Here is an 18,487-nt window from a genome sequence, read left to right as displayed (position 1 = left end):
CCAAATATTCTATTATTTACGCCTGAAAAGTTGATATAGCATTATGCACAATAACTGAATACTTTTTATAAATTGCACAATCGTTTGCTCAGAATTCATTTAATGAAGACATTTTGCCTTACGTGCTTCCCATACAATGATTATCTATAAAAAGTCTTTAGTAAGATTGAAAGTATTTTAGCTTCTAAACAATCAGGTTAATGGCAGCAAAAACCACCATTCATGACATTGCATCTTACCTCAATACAACCGCCTCTACGGTTTCGAGGGCTTTAAATAATAATCCCAGAATAAGTAAAAGTACGCGCGAGGCAGTGTTGGAGGCCGCCAAAAAGTTGAATTATCAACCCAACAACATTGCCGCAGCACTTAGAAACGGTAAAAGCAATCTTATAGGAGTAATTGTACCTACAGCAGACAGGGCATTCTTTTCATCAGTGGTTAGAGGTATAGAAGAGGTTGCTAACCGCCTGAACTATAAAATCATAATATGTCAATCGTATGATGACCATGGTAAAGAAATCCAAACATTAGAGGCCTTAGTCAATGCCCGTGTTGATGGTATAATAGCTTCCTTTGCTAAAGAGACTACCAATTTTGAACATTTTCAAGCTCTGCTGAATAAAGAAATCCCGATCGTTCTGTTTGATCGAAGTACAGATCACCTGAGGGTAAACCAAGTAATGATAGATGATTACCAGGGGGCATATACTGCGGTAAGCCACTTAATTGAGGAAGGCTGTAAACGGATAGCTCACTTTACCAGTCCCGTGAAAATAAGTATTTACAGGGATCGTCTCAGAGGATATACAGATGCTCTGAAGGACAACAATATACCTGTCGACGAACACCTCATAATAGAAAGCAACCTGCAACTCGAAGGTGGCAGGCAAAGCATGTTGCAGCTTTTGGAAATCGAAATGATGCCTGATGCCATATTTTCGGCCAGTGACTATGGTGCTATGGGAGCTATGCAGGTGTTAAAAGAAAGGAAGATTAAAATACCCCAGGAGGTTGCTCTTGTGGGTTTTTCCAACGAACCCTTCACTTCCTTTACTGACCCTACGTTAACCACTGTAGACCAGCTAAGCCTTACCATGGGGCACGTTACCGGCGAGCTGTTTTTTGATCATTTAAATAACTTGGTCAACAATACTCCCCGCCGAACCCAAAAAACGGTGCTACAGCCAAAACTTATTATAAGACAGTCTTCACTGAAATCTTCCTTGCAACATAGCCATTAGCCCGATTATCCGGATTTAGCAGGGTATTACTCAGCTACTCTTCAGTTTTTTCATAAACTCTCCAAAAGCCGGATTTAAAATTTCAAAAAGCGGATGCTTTCTGTTTTTTAGCATCACCTCACCGAACAGCTTTAAACCCACAGCAAATTCAACTGACTGGTTTTCATTTCCAAAAAGATTCTTCTCTTTCAGGATTTCCATGATATTAAATATTTCATCATGATTTTCAAACTCAAATTGTACTGGTGGCTGCAACACACCATCTTCCTTTGCCAGCGATAGCTGTTCAAGGGTGAGTCGATATTTATTGGTTCTCTTTGCCATTATTTATTGTATTTGTTAAAAACAGGAAAAAACTACAGGCAGATTCTCATCCGCCAGCACGCCCCTTTATACTCTAAATATCTGCTATTTCATAACTATTCTTTAGCTCAACCTTCGATTCCAGATACTGAATAGTAGATTGGGTTAGCAATAAAAATATAATAAAAGCACTGTTGGCGCTGATCCGTTCTTTGATGAGCAACTGGAATACATCAAACCTGATCTGTAATAATTCTTCCAACAGCAACTTCCGTTCATCAGGAGATACGCTCTTATAATAGGATTTATTGCTAATAGAGATCACTTTAGTATAATATTCATCTATCTTATCTTTCCTTCTTTGCTTAAGTTTATGATAGGCAGTAGAGGCCGCACCTGCCGAAATAGCCAGAACCGAAACGAGCACTCCTACCAACTCTGCATATCTCTCCCAAAAGGTGGGCTGGTTACGATTCAAGTAAGCTTTGCTACCGGCATGTAAAGGAAATAGAAAAGTGTGGCTGTCAAAGTCATCGTTGAGCAGGGCAAATTCGAAATTGTCGCGTGCCAGCCGTGCCTTGGAGCTGAAAATAGCCTCAACCATGTCGTAGATATCATCCGAATCCGTTTGCTTATTGCTGATCAAAACATCGTAGACTGCCAAAGTCCGGACCGGGGTTCCCGAAAGGTTGTCAAAAATGCCTTTCGGAATGGTAAACGGGATCGCCTGGGAATATCGAAGGCAAAAACCGTCAATAACAGAACCATACTGATAGTCGTCGGCGTTGAAATCATAAATCTTCAGGCCATCTTCCCATTGCATGATCTCGTTGATCTGCGGGCTGTTGAGCGAAGACAGGAGCATAATTACATCGGCGCTTTTCACGGCACGGCGCAAAGTCTCTGTTTCCCCGTGCTTCTTTACACGGCGAGCCCGTGAAGGCACCAGCTGTAGCATATCCAGAAAGCTCTCAATAAGCTGTTGCTCTTCATCCTTATCAATTATAAAAACTACATTACCGTGTGCCAGAAGAGAATCCAGGGTGTGCTCTTCTCCTTTGTAGAGCGTTAAAAGTACCTCCGGAAACAGCGGCATCACTGTCCGGATGTTGGGGTAGGAATCATCGATGGCAATTGAATTTTTGACCAGGGCCATATCTTCTGATCCTGAGTTGATTTTATCCAGGATAGACCGCTCCTGCCAGGTGGTATCCACTTTTACCGACATTTTAGTGCCTGTATCTTCCAGTGACCTTTGCAGTGCCCCTACTATAGATTTACCGGCTTTACCGGAATCCTCTGTATGCTCAGAAATAATGGTAAAGGAGTTGTTTCTGCCGCAGCTCAGGTGAAGGGATGAAAGTATTACAAAAAATGATACCCAAAAGTAATTCTTACACATTAATCCTAGTTAGTTTAAGGAATACAGGCCAGTTTCGACCATCATTATTTTCCGCCTCAAATCAATTCATAGAATTTAAATAAAATCTGAATTTTTGTATGAATGTAAAAAAATAACATGTTTTTTTTAGGATGGCCGACAATAGTTCAGTGGCGTGATAAACCATATGTATTAAATGACAGTTCTGTACACGGTTTCTATTGGGGACTCTTTATTATTGTGCTTAACTCTTTAAACAATCAAACATTACAGCAGCATGAGTGTCGAAAATTCACTGGCTTTATATATTCAGGAAAAGGTAACAGAGGCTCTGGAAAAGATTGTCCGGCTGGAAAAAGAAGAAATTTATGCGTACTCATTCTTATATGATTATGAAGATGGTGACAATGAAAACTGGCCTGTTTTGGTTTTTAGCTATAACACCATAGAGCATTACAGCAAGAAAATCCCGGAAAAATGTGATGGACAGGATAGCAGGTCTCTGCTTGGTTTTTTGAGTTCGATAGATGAAGAAGGGGCTGAATCCGTCTTTGATTTATTAAAACCGGACGAGCTGGACGTGAAGTGGAATTATACCTACTGGCTGCAAAATAGTATTTTGGAAGTTGGTACAAAAGAAGATACTACCGGACGTGAACTGGTAGAGAAGTGGACCAGGGCATTAGGGCTTTATTTTACGGAGGATGAATTGGCGAAAAATATGGAGGCCTGCCTTGAAAGGGGTAAGAAAATAAGAGAGCATTTTGTCGAAGTGCTTGTCGGGGTAGTCCGGCAAATGCATAAACACCATGAATTATCCGTGCCTGTTATAGTCCATAATTTTGAATACCATAAGCAGGTGGCAAAGCAAAACCTGGAGGCCAATGGGCAGAATTTGTCAAGAGAATTTGTTGAGTGGATTGAACGAAAATGGGCATAAATGACCTCTCCGGTACTTTTGTCGGCGCATGACAGATTTTTTTAACTAAATTTTTACATCCGCTGGAAATTCAGATTTTTTTCAGAATCGGTTCTTTTTATTGCACCGTAATCAATGAGTTACAGCTATGAAAAAAGGAATTGTTCTGATGATCTTTCTTTTGAGTGCATCTCATATATGTAACTCTCAGACCGATGAGCATTTGGCTAAAGCACTTTACTTGTTGGATATTACAAAAAATACGGCTTTTGCTGAAAACCCTGGTGACGCTTATACCATTACGGTTATAGGTAGCTCGCCGGTATTCAATATGCTACAGCGCCATACGGCTCATATGCATATTCTTGGCCTGCCTGTTAAGCTGAAGCAGATCGATGATTTGACACTGCTAAAATCTTCGCAGATGGTATATTTATCTGAGAACAAAAGTGATATACTGAAGGCCTTGTTAAAACAAACGTCGGGTCAGCCGGTAGTGATAGTTGCCGAAGAAGCGGGACTTCACAAAGCTGGTGCAGCATTTAGCTTTGTGCTGTCGGATAACAATAAATGGCAGGTAGATGTAAATGAAGCTTCGCTTGCCGAAAGAAGGATTCAGTTATCTAAAAACCTGAATGAAATTATTCATCAGGAGTAAATAAAGCCGAATACATTTAAGTAAAGCAGGTATCCCCATTACATGTTGCACTTAATACTGATTTTAGAAACCTACCCGAGAGTAGGTCAAAAGTATTATGAACATGAATATGGTATTTTTTTCAAAAATTTTCAGGTGCGGGATGTTGTTAGTTGGCTTTTTAACAGCCATTACCTTCTCTTTTGGCTCCCCCGCCAAGGCGGCAATTCATGGCAGTGATGATGACCTGAGCCGTTCTCAACAGACACTGGCCGGATACCAGCAATTTACCATTGATGAGCAGGCCCTGCATATACTCAACAGTCATTTTGATATAGAAGAAAGTGCTGAGGAAGATCTTGATAATGATTTTAACACAACCTTCACAGGTTACAAAACCTCTGGTCAATATTTTGGCTTAAGGTCAGGTTTGAATACCGGGCCAGGTATCCTTTTGCACCCGGTCCGGTATTATGTTCTTTATTGCTGCCCAAAAATTCCTTCATTACATTCCTGACACGGCGATTCCTTATTGAGGGCCTTATGATTTCCCTTTAAAGGGATTCCCCGGCTACTCGTTCAAAGACCCATAATCAACCCTGCCACGCAGGGCAATATTTCAAGCCTTTCACCAAAAGGTGCTGGCTGATGATGCAATTCATAGCCATGCTATACATACAATTTTCGAAATAATTAAAAGATAAAAAGCAGATGAAATTTTATTCAACTATTCTATTGCTGTTGATTGGCAGCACTTTATATGCACAGGAAAACACTTATCACAAATCAAGCGCCTGGTTTTCGGCTATTGGTGATGTTCACATCAACACTAAGTTCTATGGCAAAACAGAGGTGCATGTCAGAAGGACAGGCTTTACCGACCACTGGCAACAGCTTCTGGTACGCCCTTCAATACATTATAAGCTAAATAATACAGTAGACTTTGCTGTCGGGTACACTTTTATAAGAAACTACTCCTATGCACCATACAGTACCCCAATTGACAAGAATGAAAATAATATATGGCAGCAAGTCACACTAAGCCATACAAGTGGTAAAGTGAAGTTCAAGCACCGGTTCAGGTATGAGGAGCGGTTTATCGATAAGGTTGCAGAAAAAGACGGACACCTTGAAGTAGATGGTACATCCTACACTACCCGATTCCGCTATCGTTTCACCACTTCGATTCCCCTGGTAAACATTGGGGAAAAGCATGAATTATCTGTCCAGGTTTTTGATGAAATATGGCTCAACCTTGACGACGACAGGGTTTTACCCGAAAGGCTTAACCAGAACTGGTTCTATGCGGGCCTGGCCTTCGAGGTCAACCCTAAAGCATCTCTTGGTATAGGCTATCTCAACGACCACCTGGCGCTTTCAGGAAATGACTTTGAAACCAACAATATATTACAAACTACGATATCATATCATTTTTAAATAACTATAAATTTTAATTACAAACAAAAAACAGTTTTATGAAACACAATTTTTTAGTATTAATTGCCATTTTTTGCTTTGCAGCATCATGTAGCAATGATGACGACAAGGTTGCGTATGCTGAAGAGTGGAGCTATGACGGAGAAACCGGACCTGACTACTGGGCGGAAATTGAACAGGAAAGTGAGTGCGGTGGTGCATTTCAGTCTCCCGTAGATATTTTGCAAACACAAACTGACAGCACATTGCAACCGCTGGACATTCATTACGACGCAGGCATAAAGATCAGCAATGTAGTGAACAATGGCCATACGGTTCAGTTCAATTTTGAGTCTGGCAACTATATCACTCTCAACGGTGAAAAATACGAATTGAAGCAATTCCATTTCCACGAACTTTCAGAGCACACAGTCGGGGGTGTACATTTCCCTATGGAGATACACCTTGTACATGTGAGTGATGCAGGAAAGTATGCTGTGCTGGGCGTACTGACCGAGGAAAGTGCCACGGAGATTGAGCAGTTTGATTTTCTTGACAACTACCTGCCATTGGCCGTGGAAGAAAGCAAGACGGTTAACAATACCTACGATATAAATAAGGTACTGCCTGCCGGAAGGCAATACTTTACATATACTGGTTCTTTAACTACTCCTCCTTGTACGGAAGCCGTACAGTGGTTCATCTTTAAGACGCCTGTTGAAGCTCCGGTGAGCCTGATAGAGGACCTTCGTGATGCAATGCCTGCCCACAATTACAGGCCAACGCAACCGCTCAACGGAAGGATTGTAAAAGAGTCTGTATAGTAAAAGAACTAAAAATATAATGGTTAGGGCAAGATATGAGTTGCCTGGCCTAGTCTTACAATTAAAATAACGATGACAATCCTGATTTTTATGAAACGCAATTTTTTAATACTGATCGCTGGTTTTGTTTTTGCAACATCATGCAGCACTGAAAAGAAACAAATAGAGGAACAACAGGAAAAGCAAGCCTCTGCCGCAGAGGCAGGTGAAAAGAAAGAATGGAGCTACGGTGGGGAAACCGGCCCCGACCACTGGGCAGAATTTGAAAAGGGCGACTGTGGCGGTAAGTTTCAGTCACCGGTAGATATCCTTCAAACGGAAACGGATAGCACACTGCAACCTCTCGATATCCACTACAGCAAGAGCACAAAAATCCATGAAGTGGTAAACAACGGTCATTCAATCCAATACAATTTTGATGCGGGAGACTACATCACACTGAATGGCGAAAAATATGAGCTAAAGCAGTTTCACTTCCATGAGCTTTCAGAGCACACCATTAAAGGGGTACACTTTCCTATGGTTATTCACCTGGTACATGTAAGTGAAAGCGGAAAATACGCCGTGTTCGCGGTAATGGCCGTAGAGAGTGAGATCAACAGCCCCGCATTTCAGTTCCTTGATGGCTACCTGCCTCTTGCCGTGGATGAGAAGAAGGGTGTTAATGCTACTTTTAACATGAATGATGTTATCCCTCAGCAAAAGCAATACTATGCATATACCGGATCACTGACTACTCCGCCATGTACCGAAGGGGTGCAATGGTTCATTTTCAAACAGCCGTTGAGTGTTTCTTTAAAAATGATAAACGACCTTCGCGAATTAATGCCGGTCAACAACTACAGAAATGTTCAGCCTCTTAACGGAAGAGTTATTAAAGAGTCTTTGTAAATTGTGTTTAGTTTGAATAGCGGGAAAGGCATTTAGTCCTTTCCTGCTGTTTATATCTGATTTTAAGCCTTCGGGCACATGAAGTGAATAACAGTGTTGATTTAGACAGCTGAAAAATTAATTATTTGTAAATTACCCATTGATCTTGTACAGTGAAAATTTTGATTGTTGAAGACGAAGAAAATCTGGCTAAAAGCATAGCCGCCTACCTCAAAAGCGAAAGTTTTCTATGCGAATGCGCTTCTACTTTCCCTGAAGCCCTGGAGAAGATAAGTGCTTTTGACTATGATTGCATTCTGCTCGATATCACACTGCCGGGAGGAAGCGGGCTACAGCTGCTACAGGAGCTTAAAAAGATGAACAAAACGGATGGGGTGCTGATTATCTCTGCCAAAAATTCCCTGGATGACCGGCTGAAAGGGCTTAAACTGGGAGCCGACGATTACCTGCCCAAGCCGTTTCACATGGCAGAGCTGGGCGCTCGGGTACATGCCATAGTACGGCGACGTAAGTTTGAGGGTAACGACATTGTGAAGTTCGAAGAGATTATGCTCGACCTGTCAGCAAAGGTTATACATGTAAATGGTGAAAAAGTGCCTTTAACCAAATCAGAATTTGACCTGCTCCTGTTTTTGATCTCTAATAAAAACAGGGTGGTTTCCAAAATGGCCATAGCGGAACACCTCACGGGTGACGATGCCGATATGATGGACAGTTTTGATTTCATTTACGCCCATATTAAAAATTTAAAGAGGAAGCTGACCGCAGCCAGATGCACGGATTATATCAATACCGTCTACGGCCTGGGCTACAAATTTTCAATATGAGACTCCTTCAAAAAAGCTTTCGCAGCCAGATCATATACAAACTGTTGCTGGTACTGCTTAGTATACCGCTATTCATAGCATTTATAAGCTATATTATTGAAAATGAAGTGGATGACCTGCTGTTGCTTTATCGTGACGAGTTCATCGATCATGTAAAGGACCTGGAGTACCTGGAGCATCTCGAAACCGATCTTGTAGTGCTTAACAATGTAGTGCATGAAATAGACCTTGTCGAATTTAGCGATGCTCCCTATCAGGATACTTTTGAAACAATTTATGAATATGACAGTATCCACGACCAGACCCACCCTTTTCGTACACTTACATCCAAGGTATTAGTGAAGGGCAAGCCTTACCTGCTCACTGTACGTACCTCTATTGTTAATAATAAAGGGCTCATACTAACTCTTGGAGTTGCCCAGGGCCTGCTGGCCATAGTGCTGGTAACAGGCCTGGCTCTGATCAATCGTCACTTGTCACAAAAGCTATGGAAGCCATTCTATAAAACACTTAATGCACTAAAGGCATATAAACTGGACAAACACAAGGAAATAAGCTTTGAGCCTACGGAAATCTCCGAATTCAGTGATCTCAACAAAGCTGTAGAGCGCCTAACAGAACGAAACAGAAAAATATTTCTTCAGCAAAAGGAGTTTATAGAAAATCTCTCACACGAACTTCAAACACCGCTGGCCATACTTCACTCTAAAGTAGATATGCTTATGCAAAGCCCCGACCTTAGCGAAGAGCAGTCCTTGGCCATACAGGACCTCGTGCAGAGTCTGCAGCGCCTTACAAAACTCAATAAAGGACTGCTGTTGTTAAGCAAGATTGAGAACCATCAGTTTACTGAAACCGAGACTTTTGATGTTTCTGAACTGGTAAGCATATTGGTTTCGAACATAGTTCATCTGGCAGACATGCGTGGCATCAACATTTCCAGCCATTTGAGTACACTGAATATCAATGGCAACAAAACCCTGGTAGAAGTGCTTGTAACCAACCTGATCACCAACGCCATACGCTATAGCGATCCTGGTGGTGAAGTCACCATCACTACCCATAACGGCATATTTACGATCACCAATACGGGAGCTCGTTTAAAGGTTCCCCTAGAGAAGTTATTCAACCGCTTTGCCAAAGGCTCAGAACATAAAGGCACCGGGCTGGGGCTGTCCATAGTAAAGAGAATCTGCGATACCAATATGTATGAGTTGAAGTACAACTATAGTAATAATACACATTGCTTTTCCGTCGTATTTTAATACCGACAGATAGATATATATTTTAAAAAAATGATCAGTTTATAGCACTTTCCAGCTCTTGGGGAAGCATTTCCGGATCCAGCAGGCCCTTTACCTTATAGGCAGCCACAGGTTGGCAATTACCATGAAGTGCCACGCGGATGAAAGCGTTTAATCTTTTGCTCATATTGGCTCTTTCGGCCCAGCCTGCCCGTGCTTCCATATCTCTTGAGCCCACGGGGTATGGGCCATACTTTAGCTCTGTCAGTAGCATAAAGAACTTTTGATCATCGTTTAAATTGCTGTTCCTCCAATCTTCAAGCGAGCCTGTATAGTCGGGCAGATCAGCCTGGTAATCTTTTGTGTAAGAGAACTTCAGGCTCCGTAAGGCTGAATTCCATGTAGATCTTGCTGCCGGGTATAGCGCTTTAAGCTCATCCGGCAGGTTTCCGTATTTCTCTTTAACTTCTTTAAGGTCGTTGATGATCCCCCCGCTGGCATGTTGGTTGAATATCTTTATGCCATAGTCGCAATCAGAATATCCCGTGGTAACTGGCGCCATAGCCTGAGACCCGGAAGAGTCGGATGTTTGGTTATTTACTTTACATCCACTCCAGGATAATACAATGCACAGGGCTAAAAGATGTTTCATGGGGCTCATTGTACTTTAACGTTTATCAGGTTAGTTGATTTACATTTTAGTTTTGAAAAATAACCAATACTTCCTGAGCAGCACAATTTCTGTGGGATTACTTTTAGTTACTCCCGCCAATTTACTGGCTATCAGATGGATACTTAATTTGGTTTTACCAGCTATTTTATTTTAAATAGTTTGAACCACCGGGGTGACCGGCAGCCTGATTGTAAAAGTAGTGCCCTCACCGTAATGGCTTTTGACAAGAATTTTACCATGATGCCTGGCTATGATACCATATGATATTGACAGCCCGAGGCCAGTACCCTGTCCGACATCTTTAGTAGTAAAAAAGGGATCGAATATTTTGTTCAAATGTTCCTGAGAAATGCCTTTCCCGGAATCTTCGATTTTTACGACCACATGGTTATCTTCAGTGCTGGTAGATATCCTGATCATACCCGGCCCATCTATAGCCTGTATGGCATTGGAGAGAATATTCATAAATACCTGGTTGATCTGTCCCGGGTAACACTCTATTTCGGGCAAGTCACCAAAATCCCTAACCACCTCTATCCTATTTTCCAAACCACTCTTTAAAATTACAAGTGTGGCTTCTATTCCCTCATTAATAGATGCCCGCTTCAGATTGCCTTCATCCAGACGAGAAAAGCTCTGGAGACTTTTGACAATCTCCCGGGTTCGCACCGCTCCGTCTTTAATACCGCCAAACAGATGTTCTATTTCTTCCAGCAAATCTTCAAATGCTATTTCTTTTTCAAACTTCTCAATTTCGTCTACAGACGCTCCCGCACGGTATCGGTTAAGCAGTGCCAGTATATCTTCATAATCTACCCGTAGGGAATCTATCCCGGCAGACACAAAGTTTACAGGGTTATTGATCTCATGGGCCACTCCCGCTGTCAGCTGGCCCAGTGATGCCATCTTCTCCGACTGTACCAGCTGCGTCTGGGCCTCCTTCAGCTCATGAAGAGCGTCATTGAGTCGCTCATTATGTGCTACTACACGCTCCTTTTCCTGCTTCAGTTCCCTGGTTTGCTTATCCACCTGTTTTTCAAGCAGCTTTCTTGCTTTTCGGAGGTTCCGCAGGCGTAATTGAAAAATAATGACCACAAGCAAAACAGCAGCAACAATCAACAAAGTATAAAACCAATAGGTCTGCCAGAACGGTGGTACAATAGTCACTACGATGGAGGTACCCTCTTCATTCCATACACCATCATTGTTAGAACCCTTTACCCTAAAAGTATAAGTTCCCGGTGGTATGTTGGTGTAGGTCACAAATCTCCGGTGTTCAACATTATACCAATCCTCATCAAAACCTTCCAGCATATAAGCATATTCGTTGGCTTCAGGGCTGGTATAATTCAATGCTGCAAATCCAAATGAAAAAACGGACTGATCATATGAAAGTGCAATTTCGTCTGTTTCGGTAATATGCTTTTTCAGAGGAGAGTCTTCGCCGATCGGTACGGGCTTATTGAAAATCTCAAAGCTGGTAATTACCACAGGCGGAACATCCAGATTGTCGCGAATGCTATCAGGATGGAAAATATTAAACCCGTTTATACCTCCGAAACACATTTCCCCCGACTGTGTTTTATAATAAGCTCCTGCGTTAAATTCATTGCTCTGCAAGCCATCGCTTGCATCAAAGTTTTTAAAAACCTCAGCCCGAGGGTCAAACTTTGAAAGGCCTTTGTTGGTACTTAGCCATAAATATCCGTTGCCATCTTCCAGAATACCGTAGATCACATTATTGACCAACCCATGCTGCTCCTGATAGGCTTTAAAAGTACCTGTGGTTTTGTCAAACTTGTTCAGGCCGTTGTTTGTGCCCACCCATAATATACCGTCGTCACCTTCATGCAGAGCGTATATATTGTTGTTGCTAATGCTGCCGGTCACTGTCGGGTCATGTTTGTAATGGGTAAACTTCCCGTTTTTGATATCAAAACGGTTAAGACCTTCTCCGGTACCCAACCACATGATATCACCATCCATCAGCATACTCCAGACAAAATCATTGCTCAAGCTGCTGTCATCGGCCTGATCATGCGTATAATGTATAAATTTGCCCGTTGATCTGTCGAATTTTTTTAATCCACTACCTAAAGTAGCTATCCATAAAAAATCCTTTTCTGCTTCTCTAACCCTCCAAACGTTCCATACCCTTTTGCCGGGTTTGTCGGGATCATCGTGGTAATATGTAAGTTCTCCTGTTTCTTTATTCAGCTTTCCAAGGCCTTCGCCGTTTTTACCTATCCAGATGCTTCCTGAGTTGTCTTCAAAGCCAGACCATATGGTTTTACGGTTGGAGGCGCTTCGCTCATACTCCGGGCTATAGTTTCTCCACTGTCCCGACTCCCTGTTGTAGCTATTGAGCCCCTGGTCCGTTGCTACCCATAGGAGGCTGTCACTGTCTTCAAAAATATCCCAGGCAGTACTGCCACTCAAACTGTTTTCATCACCCGTATGCTCATAATAAGCCCTGAAATTCTGTCCCTGACCATTGGTTCTGTTTATGCCTCCGGCCTGCGTGCCCAACCATACATAGCCGAGCCTATCAATATACACTTCAACAATGGCATTATCGCTAAGGCTGTATGGATCCTGATTGTTTTTCACATAATGAGAGAATTGTTTCCCATGACTATCAAGACCGTACAAACCTCCTCCCATAGTGCCAAACCATACTTTGCCCTGATTGTCCTGAGAAATGGAAAATATATGGTTTTCAGGTACATTAGGTCGATAATCCGGATGATAATGTGCTGTAAACTTTTCCTTTTCAGGGTCAAAGCTGTACAACCCATGTGCAGTGCCCAGCCAAATTGTCCCTTCATCCCTGTTAATAAATAGCGATATCAACTGGTTGTCGTTATACTTCAGACCATCTCCCGCGTCAAAAGTATAAGCAACCAATCTGCTTGTCGAAGGGTCAAAGCACTTTAATCCGCCGACAGTAGCCAGCCAGAGGTTGCCTTTGAGATCTATACCTATATCATTGATAAAATTATCACTTTGGGCAGTGGAATCAGTTGAAGTTAGATCATACCTGTCAAAATTGTCGCTGTCAGAGATATATTTATTCAGCCCGGCCGGCGTTGCTATCCATATATTGCCCGAACGATCTTCAGCAATGCCATTAATCATGTTATTGCTCAGGCTATTACTATCTGTTAAATTATATCTGTAGCTGACAAATGTTTGGGAATTTTTATTGAAGCGGCTCAGCCCATATTTTGTGCCTGCCCATAATCTGCCTCTACTATCTTCAAACAAATCGGTGACACGATTAGAACACAGGCTTCCGGAATCGGCCGCATTGTGTCTGTAGATGGTAAATTCATACCCGTTGTACTTATTCAGACCATCTTCAGTGGCAAACCACATGAAGCCTCTGCTATCCTGAATAATGGACTGTACCGTCACCTGGGAAAGACCTTCTTCCCATGAAATGTGTTCAAACCGGGTATTATCACCCTGTCCCTGTAACTGCAAAATTGAAAGCAAGTATAAAATAACAAAAGCAGATAAAAAGAGTGTGTATTTTCCTAAGTTCATAAAAAATCAATCCCTGAAGGGAATCAAATGCAAAAACTGACCTGACAAGGCCGTCGTAGAAAAAATTGAGTTAAGATCAACTGCAATGATAGCAAAGGTAAGGCGACCTAAGCAATGTATTTTTGCCCATTTGCTTTCGCATGTACTTTATTGTGAGAAAGATACAAGTATTGATACCTAGATATGCATATTGGCAGAAAGCCGCCTCAAGAGTAACTTGAGCGGCCCTTTTCCATCACTAAAAATCCCTTAAAAGTCCCTGCGACACATCACGAACCGGAAACTATGACAATGGGATAACCTTGCCAGTGGCCTTAGCACTACCATTTCCTGCAGTACCCTGATCAGCCAGCATTCTGTATTGTGTGGTTCCCTTTTTGGAGCTAATCTGACCCGCTATTGTATACAACTGCAAATCACCGGATACACTGTAATCGTTTGCAGTATTGTCAATAGTGAAATCAAGTTCAACGTGAGACATTTTTTGTGCAGCCTGGAACATTTTATCAATAATAGTACTGATCTGATCCTCTGTTAATCCAAGCGATTTCATTGACCTGTCAACCCTATCATATGAAGCCTCGCCACCACCTGACAGGAAGCCAAAAAAGCTAAGATTTGCAGAAGCATGAATACGCTGATAGGACTCAATTTTTGACTTTTCGCTGGCAGCCAGCATATTCATTACCATACCGTTGAGCTCGCTAATATCGGCAGAGGTTAGAGCCATCACCTGGATTTTAGCTTTTAAGGTTCCCTTTGTGTGTGCAGGAACAGTGTAAGCCAAACCGGTGAATGAGCCGGTACCAACGGATTCAACGGAAAAACCGGATTCTGCACCTGGTTCAGCAGCTGCAAAATTTACCGTAGATGGAAAATGAATTCTCAAGTGCGTTGCACTTGTTTTTTGGGGAGATAGATTCGTTTCTACTGACATAATAGTTAAATTTTGTGTTGCCTAAATGCGCAACGTTATACAATTTATTAAATAAATAGTTACAATAATTTAACGTAGAATATCCAGTACGGAAGCAATAGATACTACCATATAAAGAATCTCAGATCTGACTTAACCGCACATTAATTCTAATCAAATCCCATGATCTTAAATCAATATTCAGACTTGCAAAGACAGTTTCTTTTCCCGGATTGTTTTAATTAAAATTAGTCAATTAAATCATCAATTAAAACTGATTTTAGTGGCTTAAGCACTAAACATGACAGTTTTTTTCTGTTAAAGCACTGGACAAGAGCGTAGTAAAATTATTGACATATGTGCGTTTTGTTAGTAGGTTAAACAAATACCAAAAACCTCTATTCATTTTGATGTCGTACCCATAAATAAACTGGTATGTAAAACATAAAAATCAAAAACACAAAAATCAATTAAATATTAAATAAACACAATATTGATGGTGGTTTCGCAAAATTACTCTATCTTTGGTGACAATCCCGCTCGTTGCTCCGGCTGAAAAATCTAAAAAGCAAAAAAAGTCCGGTAACTGACCAGCCTTTAATTTTCAGTTACGTTCACAACTATCGTTGACTTTTTCCTTCAAAAATTAACATTATCAGCATATAAGGCACATGTACCAGACTTGAGTATAGAGATTTGAGTATTGAGTAACTTAACCGCAGCTTTACTAAACTTCCAAAAGTAAAGCTTGGCTGATTGGTGGCAAGGGCAAAATTTAATTACTCTTAAAATGAATTGATTACCAGAACCAGCTTGTTATGGCTGGCAATGCCGTGACGGCATCTCGTAATGAAATAGTCTTTTCGATCAGCCCTTGAGGTGTAGTTGATATTTAGGTCAGGCAAGACAAGCCATGAGCTCTCTGTTAGCTTGAGTAGCACCTCGTTTCATCACCGGTTATGGTTGATTAAATTATCTGGGTACTTAAATATTGTAAAAATCATGAATGATTCCTTTAACGGGATTGTAAATTTTTAATCTATTTAACATTTAAAAGCACGCCTACTACAAGCGGCTGAATCAGGTTCAAAGTCTGGTGGAGTCACAAAAAAAGCCCGAGCTTCCCAGCTCAGGCTTTCAAAAAAGACGAATTTACTCTCCTAATCGTCTACTGCTTTACTATTTTCTGATATACTTTTCCTTTTTCTGTTTCCAATGAGACTATATAAACGCCATCGGGCAGACCGGATACGTTGGCGGAGATACGGCCTTCACTGGTGGCACCGGTAGTGCGGAAGTACTCTTTGCCTTCCAGACCGGTAATTTTAAGGTCCCATTGCCCTTCAGCTTTTGCAAAGTTGACATGGATAATGTCCAGCGCCGGGTTAGGGAAAATGCTCATTTCGGCTGCGACAAAACCTTCTTCGCCCTCATCGGCAATTTCAGGCACCTGACCGGAAGAAGACCTGGCTGTGGCCTTGGCCATAGCCGCTGTCGTACAGTTGCCTTCATGGACGAGTACATTTCTAAAGTAGGAGTTGTTGCCACTTCCTGCATCATTGTCGTTGGAGAAGAATAGCCGGTTAAATGTACCAGTATAGAAGTCACCTACCGGAATGCTGTAGCTCACCCAATTGGTACCAGAGTAGTTATTGTAATTGGTAATACCCCAGTTCTGCGTACCATGCACTTGAAACGTGGCATCGCTGGCTGTATTGGCATCCGTATCGAAACCAATCCCGTGAATCTCTCCTTCACTGGTACTGCGGAATTCAAACTCCAGTATGGTATTGGCCGTCACGGTATAATTCAGGGCTATTGACCTCCACGTGTTATCCTCTAAAAGTACGGTGGCATCATCCAGCACGGTATAGTTACCGTCATCCGCAACACTGTAAGAACTGAACGTTACACCGGTAAAGCTGATCGTTTCACAAGTAGAACCACCATCTGCTTCTTTAACCGCAACCTGGTCTATGGCAATATCGCTGCTCCAGCTGCTTCCAGTTGTGCCTCTGAAACGTATGGAAAGCCCACTGGAAGAGGGAAGGTTCACCGATGCACTTTGCCAGGCCGAGCCTTGATTTCCTGAAACCGACCATGCTGTAGACCAGGAGCTGCCACCGTTAGTACTTGTTTCTACCACGAGGTTACCCATAGATGTACCTTCCATGTGGTAAGAGAAGGTCAATGAAGGTTGTGACAACCCTGATACATTAAAGCATGGCATATTGATAAGTGCGGTTTTGCCGGGGTACCCGGAGCCGGAAGCTTCTACATACAGGTAATACGATCCATTGGCTGCGGAGGCAGGGCCAGTACCGCTGGAAGGTGTACCGCCCGAATCACGTGTCCAGTCAAGATCATCACCACTCTGCTGCGACCAGGCACCTATACCACTTTCAAAACTTTCAGTATAGGGAAAGGAACTGATAGTGGTAGGACATGGATCCGGAGGCGTAGTGTCCAATCCCATGGCATTCCAAAATTCGGCTACCCTGGCATTGGTACCAGAATTGCTTCCGCCGGAAGAGCCGCAGCCGCCATGTGTATGTACACCAATGGCGTGTCCCGTACTTTCATCGATAACCGGAGAGCCCGAGTTACCTCCCTCAGTATCTACCGTGTAGTAAAGTTTTGTACTGGTAGAGCTCGAGTAAGGCCCTGAATGCGTTTGTTGCGTTTGGTTCCTTGTGCCCGAATCCACACCGAAACCGGTAATCCTGATGGTACCGGCACTATTGACTTGCTTTACGTCAAATGATTTTCCCTGAGCATCAATAGCTGTGAGACCGGTCTGGCTGTTGGGGGATGTTTCAAATACTGCCCAGTCTAGGCTCCCGTCCACTACGCTGGTGATCGTATACTGGTCGCTCGGTGCAGGGTGCACGATGCTACCGTTGGAATTGGACTGTGGTACATTGAACTCGAGCACCTGCATGCTGCTACCCGTGCAGTGCCCGGCTGTTACCATCTTTCCATTCTTGATGATCCAGCCTGTACATCCCACAGGCACAATACGTCCTATGGCAGCATCTGCGGAAGGTATTCTGTCGTCTGTAGGGCCACATTGAGATAATGTACCCACCTCAGGTTCTCCGGCATCCACCTCTTTAACAGAAATAGAAATATCAGCTCCACCTTTGGAAATAACTTCAATCCTTACCTGGTCTCCATTGAAGTAGGCACTGCTGTTGCTCCATTGTGCCATTTTTGCGGCATCCAGTACCTGCACGGCACCGTCAAGCAAAGAGGTAAGCCTTACATAGCTTTCGCTACCCAGGTTTACATTCTCAAAATAAAGACGAAGCCAGGTAGCACCGGGTATTTCCACAATATGATCCCGCTCCTGACGTAAGGTTGTTGGGTCTTTATCTCCCTGCTCTAAGTAATTCCACGCATAGGAGACCTTTTTCATACTCAAAGGCTGCTGAGCATGAACCGTAGACGAAAAGAAAAAAACGAATAAAATCAAGGCCACTGTAAAGGAGAAAAATACATAAGCCCTGAGCTTTAGGTTAAAATAAAGCTTTTTCATAATTGTTGGTTTTAGGTTTGGTTGAGCGGTAATATTAGTGACATCCCTACAGAAAAGCGGTGAAAACATAACTGGAAAGTCACATGAGCAATATTTGGAGGTATAACCTTCCTATAGCCGTACTA

15 protein-coding genes are annotated in these 18,487 nt (G+C 42.5%); 9 read left to right on the top strand and 6 right to left on the bottom strand.

Annotation, left to right across the window (positions count from 1 at the left end):
- Nucleotides 1–200 precede the first annotated feature (200 nt).
- Nucleotides 201–1,244 (top strand): LacI family DNA-binding transcriptional regulator, encoded by a 1,044-nt coding sequence (locus tag LVD17_RS12320; RefSeq protein WP_233767152.1) that lies wholly within the window; start codon nucleotides 201–203, stop codon nucleotides 1,242–1,244.
- 30 nt (nucleotides 1,245–1,274) lie between these two features.
- Here LVD17_RS12320 and LVD17_RS12315 read toward each other — a convergent pair whose 3' ends face one another.
- Both LVD17_RS12315 and LVD17_RS12310 read right to left on the bottom strand, forming a co-directional pair.
- Nucleotides 1,275–1,568 carry a DUF3861 domain-containing protein gene (locus tag LVD17_RS12315; protein WP_233767151.1) on the bottom strand — a complete coding sequence of 98 codons (294 nt, stop codon included), beginning with the start codon at nucleotides 1,566–1,568 and terminating at the stop codon, nucleotides 1,275–1,277.
- 73 nt (nucleotides 1,569–1,641) lie between these two features.
- Nucleotides 1,642–2,949 carry a TAXI family TRAP transporter solute-binding subunit gene (locus LVD17_RS12310; protein WP_233767149.1) on the bottom strand — a complete coding sequence of 436 codons (1,308 nt, stop codon included), beginning with the start codon at nucleotides 2,947–2,949 and terminating at the stop codon, nucleotides 1,642–1,644.
- Between the two features lie 256 nt (nucleotides 2,950–3,205).
- On the opposite strand from LVD17_RS12310, the gene LVD17_RS12305 reads away from it, so the two are divergent.
- The 8 genes from LVD17_RS12305 to LVD17_RS12270 all read left to right on the top strand — a co-directional run bounded on the left by LVD17_RS12305 (nucleotide 3,206) and on the right by LVD17_RS12270 (nucleotide 9,707).
- On the top strand, nucleotides 3,206–3,868 hold the full coding sequence (locus LVD17_RS12305; RefSeq protein ID WP_233767147.1) for a hypothetical protein: 663 nt from the start codon (nucleotides 3,206–3,208) through the stop codon (nucleotides 3,866–3,868).
- A 127-nt stretch (nucleotides 3,869–3,995) separates the two neighbouring features.
- On the top strand, nucleotides 3,996–4,505 hold the full coding sequence (locus LVD17_RS12300) for a YfiR family protein (protein WP_233767145.1): 510 nt from the start codon (nucleotides 3,996–3,998) through the stop codon (nucleotides 4,503–4,505).
- Between the two features lie 103 nt (nucleotides 4,506–4,608).
- Nucleotides 4,609–5,001, top strand: coding sequence for a hypothetical protein (locus tag LVD17_RS12295; RefSeq protein WP_233767143.1), 393 nt, complete (start codon nucleotides 4,609–4,611; stop codon nucleotides 4,999–5,001).
- A 194-nt stretch (nucleotides 5,002–5,195) separates the two neighbouring features.
- Nucleotides 5,196–5,921, top strand: coding sequence for a DUF2490 domain-containing protein (locus tag LVD17_RS12290; protein ID WP_233767141.1), 726 nt, complete (start codon nucleotides 5,196–5,198; stop codon nucleotides 5,919–5,921).
- 38 nt (nucleotides 5,922–5,959) lie between these two features.
- Nucleotides 5,960–6,724, top strand: a complete 765-nt coding sequence (locus tag LVD17_RS12285; RefSeq protein WP_233767139.1) for a carbonic anhydrase — start codon at nucleotides 5,960–5,962, stop codon at nucleotides 6,722–6,724.
- A gap of 90 nt (nucleotides 6,725–6,814) precedes the next feature.
- A complete protein-coding gene (locus tag LVD17_RS12280; RefSeq protein ID WP_233767137.1) occupies nucleotides 6,815–7,615 on the top strand; it encodes a carbonic anhydrase in 801 nt (266 codons plus the stop codon).
- Between the two features lie 152 nt (nucleotides 7,616–7,767).
- A complete protein-coding gene (locus tag LVD17_RS12275; protein WP_233767135.1) occupies nucleotides 7,768–8,442 on the top strand; it encodes a response regulator transcription factor in 675 nt (224 codons plus the stop codon).
- A complete protein-coding gene (locus LVD17_RS12270) occupies nucleotides 8,439–9,707 on the top strand; it encodes a sensor histidine kinase (protein ID WP_233767133.1) in 1,269 nt (422 codons plus the stop codon). Before LVD17_RS12275 ends, LVD17_RS12270 begins: the two co-directional genes overlap by 4 nt.
- A 34-nt stretch (nucleotides 9,708–9,741) precedes the next feature.
- Here LVD17_RS12270 and LVD17_RS12265 read toward each other — a convergent pair whose 3' ends face one another.
- The 4 genes from LVD17_RS12265 to LVD17_RS12250 all read right to left on the bottom strand — a co-directional run bounded on the left by LVD17_RS12265 (nucleotide 9,742) and on the right by LVD17_RS12250 (nucleotide 18,362).
- Nucleotides 9,742–10,338 (bottom strand): hypothetical protein, encoded by a 597-nt coding sequence (locus tag LVD17_RS12265; RefSeq protein ID WP_233767132.1) that lies wholly within the window; start codon nucleotides 10,336–10,338, stop codon nucleotides 9,742–9,744.
- A gap of 171 nt (nucleotides 10,339–10,509) precedes the next feature.
- Nucleotides 10,510–13,845: a two-component regulator propeller domain-containing protein gene (locus LVD17_RS12260; RefSeq protein WP_233767130.1), complete on the bottom strand. Its 3,336-nt coding sequence runs from the start codon at nucleotides 13,843–13,845 to the stop codon at nucleotides 10,510–10,512.
- 346 nt (nucleotides 13,846–14,191) lie between these two features.
- Nucleotides 14,192–14,845: a hypothetical protein gene (locus tag LVD17_RS12255; protein WP_233767128.1), complete on the bottom strand. Its 654-nt coding sequence runs from the start codon at nucleotides 14,843–14,845 to the stop codon at nucleotides 14,192–14,194.
- 1,147 nt (nucleotides 14,846–15,992) lie between these two features.
- Nucleotides 15,993–18,362 (bottom strand): T9SS type A sorting domain-containing protein, encoded by a 2,370-nt coding sequence (locus LVD17_RS12250; protein ID WP_233767126.1) that lies wholly within the window; start codon nucleotides 18,360–18,362, stop codon nucleotides 15,993–15,995.
- Between the last annotated feature and the right edge of the window lie 125 nt (nucleotides 18,363–18,487).

This window comes from Fulvivirga ulvae (assembly GCF_021389975.1).
Classification (GTDB): domain Bacteria; phylum Bacteroidota; class Bacteroidia; order Cytophagales; family Cyclobacteriaceae; genus Fulvivirga; species Fulvivirga ulvae.
The sequence above is the reverse complement of the archived record's forward strand: the minus strand, read 5'-3'. Positions and strand labels throughout refer to the sequence as shown.

What these genes read in the sequence shown, in the direction of transcription:
- LVD17_RS12290 (WP_233767141.1), top strand. Translation starts at nt 5,196, where the DNA reads ATGAAATTTTATTCAACTATTCTATTGCTGTTGATTGGCAGCACTTTA.
- LVD17_RS12305 (WP_233767147.1), top strand. Translation starts at nt 3,206, where the DNA reads ATGAGTGTCGAAAATTCACTGGCTTTATATATTCAGGAAAAGGTAACA.
- LVD17_RS12255 (WP_233767128.1), bottom strand. Translation starts at nt 14,845, where the DNA reads ATGTCAGTAGAAACGAATCTATCTCCCCAAAAAACAAGTGCAACGCAC.
- LVD17_RS12280 (WP_233767137.1), top strand. Translation starts at nt 6,815, where the DNA reads ATGAAACGCAATTTTTTAATACTGATCGCTGGTTTTGTTTTTGCAACA.
- LVD17_RS12265 (WP_233767132.1), bottom strand. Translation starts at nt 10,338, where the DNA reads ATGAAACATCTTTTAGCCCTGTGCATTGTATTATCCTGGAGTGGATGT.
- LVD17_RS12310 (WP_233767149.1), bottom strand. Translation starts at nt 2,949, where the DNA reads ATGTGTAAGAATTACTTTTGGGTATCATTTTTTGTAATACTTTCATCC.
- LVD17_RS12250 (WP_233767126.1), bottom strand. Translation starts at nt 18,362, where the DNA reads ATGAAAAAGCTTTATTTTAACCTAAAGCTCAGGGCTTATGTATTTTTC.
- LVD17_RS12285 (WP_233767139.1), top strand. Translation starts at nt 5,960, where the DNA reads ATGAAACACAATTTTTTAGTATTAATTGCCATTTTTTGCTTTGCAGCA.
- LVD17_RS12295 (WP_233767143.1), top strand. Translation starts at nt 4,609, where the DNA reads ATGAATATGGTATTTTTTTCAAAAATTTTCAGGTGCGGGATGTTGTTA.
- LVD17_RS12320 (WP_233767152.1), top strand. Translation starts at nt 201, where the DNA reads ATGGCAGCAAAAACCACCATTCATGACATTGCATCTTACCTCAATACA.
- LVD17_RS12315 (WP_233767151.1), bottom strand. Translation starts at nt 1,568, where the DNA reads ATGGCAAAGAGAACCAATAAATATCGACTCACCCTTGAACAGCTATCG.
- LVD17_RS12300 (WP_233767145.1), top strand. Translation starts at nt 3,996, where the DNA reads ATGAAAAAAGGAATTGTTCTGATGATCTTTCTTTTGAGTGCATCTCAT.
- LVD17_RS12270 (WP_233767133.1), top strand. Translation starts at nt 8,439, where the DNA reads ATGAGACTCCTTCAAAAAAGCTTTCGCAGCCAGATCATATACAAACTG.